At 36.9% G+C, this 7,446-nt stretch carries 5 protein-coding genes and 1 pseudogene; all 6 read right to left on the bottom strand.

All coding sequences use genetic code 11. The features are described from left to right. Window positions 1-97: 97 nt before the first annotated feature. Window positions 98-277 (bottom strand): hypothetical protein, encoded by a 180-nt coding sequence (locus WOCAOBSORBRA_RS04985; protein WP_155975174.1) that lies wholly within the window; start codon window positions 275-277, stop codon window positions 98-100. Window positions 278-433: 156 nt separating this feature from the next. Beyond that, the gene (locus WOCAOBSORBRA_RS04980; RefSeq protein WP_174516054.1) at window positions 434-2,425 is read right to left on the bottom strand and encodes a WD0745 family porin; all 1,992 of its coding nucleotides are present in this window, start codon (window positions 2,423-2,425) and stop codon (window positions 434-436) included. A gap of 207 nt (window positions 2,426-2,632) precedes the next feature. Beyond that, window positions 2,633-3,454: a 3'-5' exonuclease gene (locus WOCAOBSORBRA_RS04975; RefSeq protein ID WP_174516053.1), complete on the bottom strand. Its 822-nt coding sequence runs from the start codon at window positions 3,452-3,454 to the stop codon at window positions 2,633-2,635. After that, complete coding sequence (gene era / locus WOCAOBSORBRA_RS04970) at window positions 3,447-4,331, bottom strand: GTPase Era (RefSeq protein ID WP_174516052.1); 885 nt, start codon at window positions 4,329-4,331, stop codon at window positions 3,447-3,449. Before era ends, WOCAOBSORBRA_RS04975 begins: the two co-directional genes overlap by 8 nt. Before the next feature lie 251 nt (window positions 4,332-4,582). Continuing rightward, window positions 4,583-5,605: pseudogene (gene cydB, locus WOCAOBSORBRA_RS04965) on the bottom strand (cytochrome d ubiquinol oxidase subunit II). Continuing rightward, window positions 5,598-7,004 (bottom strand): cytochrome ubiquinol oxidase subunit I, encoded by a 1,407-nt coding sequence (locus tag WOCAOBSORBRA_RS04960; protein ID WP_006280502.1) that lies wholly within the window; start codon window positions 7,002-7,004, stop codon window positions 5,598-5,600. Before WOCAOBSORBRA_RS04960 ends, cydB begins: the two are co-directional and overlap by 8 nt. Between the last annotated feature and the right edge of the window lie 442 nt (window positions 7,005-7,446).

Genomic DNA, 7,446 nt, shown 5'->3' with positions numbered 1-7,446 from the left:
CTATTGCCTTTCTTTCTCACTCCACAATTAAATAACTCTACAATATCGCTTATTTGATTCACTAATAATGAGAATTGATATAAGTAGCCATAAAGCGTTATTCCGGTGACCATAGGGTGTCATTCCAGTGCTTGACACTGGAATCCAGGAAATTTTGCTTGTAAGTAAGCAAACTGATTTGGTGAGCATAAAAAGTGGCTGATCTTATGCTGAATAAACGCTTTTGATGAAGTTGCATGGAAAGCTGGATCCCAGTGTCTGGGCACTGGGATGACATCCTTCTTGGTGGAGTGTCCTCAAATCACAATGTTCGTACAGTTGTGTGTCACGCACTGGGATGACAGGAGAGAGGACACCATATGTTTATTTGATCGACAAATAAACACTAACAGACAAGAATACACCACAGTTAACTGTGGTGTGTACTGGCTGGTTAGAAAGAAAACTTCACACCAGTAAGAAGGAGAATTCCTTGGTTAGAAGGTACATCAGCATCAGACTCATCTTTCAGCTTACCTGTTTCGTTAGTCATAAAATAATGGAGAGCTGCGTAAGGAACAAATTTGTTCTTACTGCATGCAGGAGACAGATCATATTGAACGCCAAGTGCACCATCATGAAGCATATCTTTGTCATTCATTCTGCTGCCAAAATACGTCAAACTTGTGTAGATATTCTCATGTTGATACCCAGCTCCTACAGTCCAATACATGGTATCTATACTATCTTTACCAAATTGAGCTTTCAGCCCTTCCACTCTTTTGCCATCAGTAGCATCTTTACTATCAATTTCCGTATAGGTATCACCAATTAATTTTTTAATACCCTTCGGTTGACCAGATTTGCCCAAGTATGCAAAAGAAGCGGCAAATTTTACGCCTTGATCTTCATTAATCTTATAATCAGCGCTTACACCCAAATTAACACCCATCAGGTCATTATACTCTACAAATTCCTTATAAAGATGCTTATCTTTACTTAGTTTTTTCGCTTGACCATACTCACCAACTGCAGAAGTTTTAACTTTCACCTTATGTTTATCAAAGTCATATTCATATGATACGCCAGCGCTTACTATGTGCTCATAGTCTGGACCGACATGCTTTATCTCTTCTTTATGCTTTATCACCTCGGCACCACTTATAGTCTCCTTAAAAGGAACTGTTTCTTTTACAATAAACAAACTACTATCATAACGAGGTGAGTAGCTGATACCAAATCTTGCGCCCATATAATTTGGTGAGTAGTAAGCAACTCTAAATGGCAGTGTAGTCATAACGCCTTTGTTATATTTCCCTGCCATACGGAAAGAGAATTTTTCACTTTCACTCGAAAAACTTTCAGTGTAAAGACGTGGTGTTACATAAAATGGAAAGCTAGCAGCGCTTCCTTCTAAGTTCACTTTTCTGAACCAGTCACTATCTGCAGCTCCGTCAACAGTCGCAATTCTTGTTGCATCAAGCCTCATCAGAGCCTCAGGACCAAATTGGTAACCAAGCTTCACGTCACCATATTTTGAGTTAACAAACACATGCGCACTTCTGCCTTTTGCAGCATAAACACCCTGTGAAGCTCCCTTACCTTCGGTCACTGGGACATGAAACTGCACGTCAGCACCATAAAGAAGACCTAAATCTTCATTCTTATTTTCTGCTCTGAGGTGCAATATCGCGTCAGCAATCATACCCATATCGTTGCTGTAATCACCAATATTTCCTATTCCTTCATAGAATATTGGATTTGCTCCTCTTGTTATATCTGGAGTGGCATTATAATACTCTGTAGATCTGTTTGGCATAACGTTATAACGTTTATAATCTGCGCCACTTGGTCCAGCTTTGCCATAACCTTGAGCATCAACAACACCACCAAAAGTTATTCTTAAATTACTTTGCCCTTGATTGGTATCGATAATATCAACTCCACCAACTGAAACAACAGGACTTGCCTTACCTTTTTCCTCTGTATTTTTGTTAACAACTTTTATATCCTTCTTTACATCTTTAGCTTCAACTTTAGCATTCTTAGTTTTAGAACGCTTAGTTTTTGAAACTTTACCTTTTTCTATATTAGAATTCTTAGCGTTTAGAGCTTTCGCTTTTGAATCCTCTATAAGCTTTGCTTTTTTCTCATTTGCTAGCCTGATCTCCTCTTTTTTCTTCTGCTCGGCTGCTAATCTTAGCTCCTCTTTTTTCTTAAGCTCTTCAGCTTTTTTTCTTGGATCAGCATTACATATTCTGTCCATCTTTTCTTTCAGTTTTTTATTTGATGTTTTCATAACTTCCACTTTTCCAGAAGTTTTTGTGCTCTCTTGCTTTTTTATTTCCTTCATACTCTCATCAGGAAAGTCAGCTGCAAAACTGCTGAAAGAACATAAAGTTAATAAAGAAACTAGAGCAGTTCTAGTATACATAGACTTTTTCATGAAGTGCCCCCAAAAAATTTCGAAATCATATCTTAAATGTAAATAGTATAAAAATGTTGAAAATTCAACTTAAAGCAACCTTATAACGAAAATAAAAGTAAAATGCAATACCTTAAAAGCAACTTTCTTAATATGCTCAACGTGTATATTAACCAAAATTTAGTACAGAGGTTCGCTTGTTAGTGCATTATAACTCGACTATTTATTCTATGGAAGTAAAATTTTTCCACCACAAGTTATTTGCCATTCTTCTTTAAATTTCTTTAGGTATTCTTTTTTTTCGCACTCTAAAAGCAGCTCTTCCACACTTTTGTTGTAGCTTTCAGTAGTAATCCTTTCCTGATGATGCATGAACCTTAAGTAAATCAAATAAGTGTTAATTACATCTGTTTCACAATAATCTCGAATCTCTTGTATCTTGCCGCTATCGTATAAGTCCATAACTTGTGACCCATCAACTCCAATCTTACCAGGAAGATTAAATGCTGCACAAACTTCGTTCATTTTTACTCTCGCAGAAGCTCCAAAATCAGAGAGGGATTCAAGCAAATCACAATGCCAATCACTGCTATATCTCTGATTGTAACTATTCCACTTATCGCCAGCTTTATGAAAATATTCTGCTTGAATGCCATGGACCATAGCACGATACTTCAGCACTGGTATATCAAAAGTGCGTCCGTTGAACGAAACTAATCTTGGCTTTTTCTCTGATATGTAGTTAAAAAATCCTTTCACTAGCTCCTTTTCACTGGAATTTAGTGTGCCTCCAGATCTTATTTCTTGCAGTGTGAACACCTCATAACCACTCTGGTAGCTTATATTGCAAAGTAAAAAACTAATAACTACAACAAGGTGAAAAGGCTGACGCAGAAAAGAGTTTTGCCCGTTTGTTATTTCAAGATGATATTTTGTTAATGCATCCCTCTTCTCTTCTACACTACTATCATCACTAATATTGAGTAAATTTTTGCAGGAATTTACATCTGGTATAGTTTCAATATCAAATACCAATAAAGAATTAAGCATTGCCTATATACTCCTCCGGACGGTCGATCCAAGGTCGCACTTTCACAAATAAAAAGAGGTGTACCTTGCACTCAAATAATTTTTCTAGTTCAGCACGCGCTTCGATATTAATTTTTTTAATATTACTGCCATCTTTCCCTAGCACTATTTTTTTATGACTATCTTTCAACACAAATATGATCTGTTTGATGACTAAACTCTTATCTTTTTTTTCCTCAAATTGTTCAGTTATAATAGCTGTAGAGTATGGCAATTCTTCACGCAAGTTCAAGAATAATTTTTCTCTCGTAATTTCTGCTGATAAAAAATCTACTGAGGAATCGGTTATTTGATCTTCTTCATAAAACCAGGGGCTCACCGATGCAACTTCAGACAAGTAATTCATCAAATCAGAAAGTCCATCATTCTTTAATGCTGATATCATAAAAACCTTTTCAAATTTATAAAGCAAATTCAGATGCTCATGCGCCATCTTTAATTCAGGCCTTTTTACCAAATCAGTTTTATTGATAACCAAAATGCATCTGCCTTTTGTGCGCTGCAGCCGCATAAATATAGTCTTAATTCTTTCTATATTTTTCAAATAATTGCTTACATCAACAAGCAACAAAGTGATGTCACTATCCTTAACTGCCGACCATGCAGATTTGACTAAAGCTTTTTCAAGTTTTGTTTCTGCTGAGAAAATTCCTGGGGAGTCAGTAAAGACAATTTGTGTGTTGTTGCATGTTGCAACACCCCTTATTTGCGTCCTTGTTGTTTGCACTTTAGGGGTGACAATTGCAATTTTCTTGCCTATGATGCTGTTAATTAATGTAGACTTCCCAGCATTTGGTAAGCCAGCTATGGTTACAAATAAGCATTTTTGTTCTTTCACAAAGAAAATTATAAAGAAAACTGAATGCCCGCGTCAAGCTACTTATATGACAAGAAGGATGACAGAACCCTTTTTGGTTAGCATGCAAAAAGGAAAAAAAACTTATTCTACAAATTAAAAATACAATATACTCAAAAACTTTTCAGAAAATCCATAGGAGGGTTTGCTAATGAAGGTTCTTGAGTTGACGCCATTGCCTGAACGACTGCTTGATTTAAGGGTAACGTTTTAACCATAAGGTCACTAACTCCTTAATATGTGTGTTCATAATTTGATTTTCCACGAAAGACATAATAGCAATAACCAGTGTAAGTTAAAATGATTGGTAAAAGCGGTATTATAACAATGAGCATTAAAGATAAACTTGGCCCAGAAGCGGCTGCATCCAGAATGGTATATTGAAAAGGTATAATCCATGGGTAGATACTAATTCCTAAACCTAAATATCCCATAAAAAAAATAGCAATACTGAGAAAGAATGGACGGTACTCCCGTTTAGTATTCTGAAGATCAAACTACAGCATGAAAAATAGCCAAGATGTGAGTAATGGAATAGAAAATAAATAATAAAAATTTGGCATGCTAAACCAAAAGTTTTTAATACGTTCATTTAAAAATGGTGTCACTACACTCACTAGTCCCATGAAAATACCTACAAAACCAAGCGTATAAGAAGCAACCTTGCGTGCCCATTCTTGTGTTATATTTTCTGTCTTCATTATGAGCCATGTAGAACCTAAAAGTGCATATCCAAATATCACAGCAATGCCTGTCATTACACTAAAAGCACTTGCCCAATCAAATTGGCCACCAGAAAAGTTGCGTCCGTTTACTTCTACACCATGTATAAATGCACCTAAAATCATGCCTTGGCAAAATGCAGCACCAAGTGACCCAAAATGAAAGGCATAATCCCATAATCGCCTGTATTTTCCTTCTGCCTTAAAACGAAACTCAAAGGATACTCCGCGCACTATAAGGCCAAGCAGCATAATAATGATTGGAATATAAAAAGCAGGCATTAATATTGAATATGCAAGAGGAAAAGCAGCAAACAACCCTCCACCACCCAATACCAACCATGTTTCGTTTCCATCCCAAAATGGTGCAATTGAGCTTATCATGTGATCACGGCATTTATCTGACGGTGCAAAAGGAAGTAAAATACCAATACCTAAATCAAACCCATCCATTAAAATATACAGTAAAACAGCTATGGCAATTAGTAATCCCCAGATTAGGGGTAAATTAATTAAGGAAGAAAAATCAAACATGATTGTTGTCCTTTCCAGATGTACCAGCATCAATCACTGAAGCTCCAATACCGTGTTTATAAAATTGCTCTTCTTCTTTAATGACAGGAATTCCTTTGTATATAAGTTTCAGAATATAGTAACTACCTGCTCCAAATATAAGGGTATACATAACGATAAATGCAATCAAAGACCATGCAACCTGAGGACCGGTAATCGCAGATGAAAATGATTCAATTGTGCGCATAATTCCATATACAGTGTAAGGTTGACGGCCAATTTCAGTAGTAAACCAACCTGCAAGTAACGCTATGAACCCAGACGGCATCATTGATATCCACCATCCATGTAAGAAACAACTTTGGAATAATTTGCCACGAAGATACTGTATAACACTTACTGACCCAATTATGATCATTAAAATTCCAACTCCAACCATTATACGGAAGGACCAGAATACCCATACTACAGGTGGTCTATCTTCTTTTTTCCATTCCTTTAATCCTTTTACTTCTCCTAAAAAATCATGTGTTAAGATCAAGCTGGCAAGATTAGGAATTTTTATCTCGTAGTGATTAATTTCATTTTGCTGATCCGGATAAGCAAATAAAAGTAAGCCAGCCCCTTTTTCGGTTTCCCATATACCTTCCATTGCAGCAATCTTAGCAGGTTGATGCTTTAGTGTATTTAATCCATGCCTATCTCCCATGAACAGCTGAAATGGTGCAGCTAAAGCTACCATAATGGTTGCCATACCAAGCATAATTCTTGCTTGAGGAGCATGTCGTTTTCTCCAAAGATAAAATGCTCCTACACCACCAACCACAAAAGCTGTTGTAAGATAGGCTGCTGTTACCATATGAATAAAGCGATAAGGGAAAGAAGGATTAAAAATAATCTCTAACCAATTGGTTGGATATAGGAGACCATTCTCACCAATCGTGAATCCAGCGGGTGTTTGCATCCAACTGTTGGCCGCAATAATCCAAAAAGCTGAAATAAGCGTTCCCACTGCAACAATACAAGTAGAAGCAAAGTGCATACGAGAACTTACTCTATTCCATCCAAATAGCATAATACTCAAAAAAGATGCCTCCAGAAAAAAGGCTGTTAAAACCTCAAAGGAAAATAGAGGGCCGAGAACATTGGCTATGCGGTCAGAAAAAATCGACCAATTGGTACCAAGTTGATATGACATTACAACTCCAGATACCACTCCCATGCCAAAAGCAACGGCAAAAATCTTGATCCAGAATTTATAAACATCACGGAAACGTGTATCACCAGTCTTAAGCCAACACCATTCCAAAAAGGCTAGAAAACTTGCAAGCCCGATCGTGAAAGCAGGAAATATAATGTGAAAGCCTATTGTGAAGGCAAACTGAATTCGAGCTAATAATAAAGGATCAAATTTAAACATTTTACCTAATACCCATGTATTACAAATAATAGCCAAATCTGCCTATAATTCAATCCATTTTTTCACAAAATTGACCTTACCCAGAAAAAGTAGAGAGAAAGTTAAGACGTTTTTGTCATGAGAATAAATTGTGCAGGAATACAACTGTTCTCCCTTGTCATACCGTCACGGTATCTCTAGATCCCGCTAACACGTAGCGGAATGACGATTGTCAGGCCAGCGCCCCTATGATGTCATCCCAGTGCTCCTTTTTTTGTCATCCCAGTGTCAGCTACTCGGATGACATCATCCTTTTTTTGGGATTCCAGCGTCACGCGCTGGAATGACACCTTCCGTATAAACATTAAGAAATTTACCAAGCGGAGAAAAAGGCAAAAGAAGCCCCGTGGTTGGCTAATTACTTACATTATACTTTCAAGTATGGCGTTTTTTTATTCTAAAC

It is taken from the genome of Wolbachia endosymbiont of Cardiocondyla obscurior, from assembly GCF_902713635.1.
Classification (GTDB): domain Bacteria; phylum Pseudomonadota; class Alphaproteobacteria; order Rickettsiales; family Anaplasmataceae; genus Wolbachia; species Wolbachia pipientis.
This window is presented reverse-complemented; position numbering and strand designations above follow the sequence as displayed.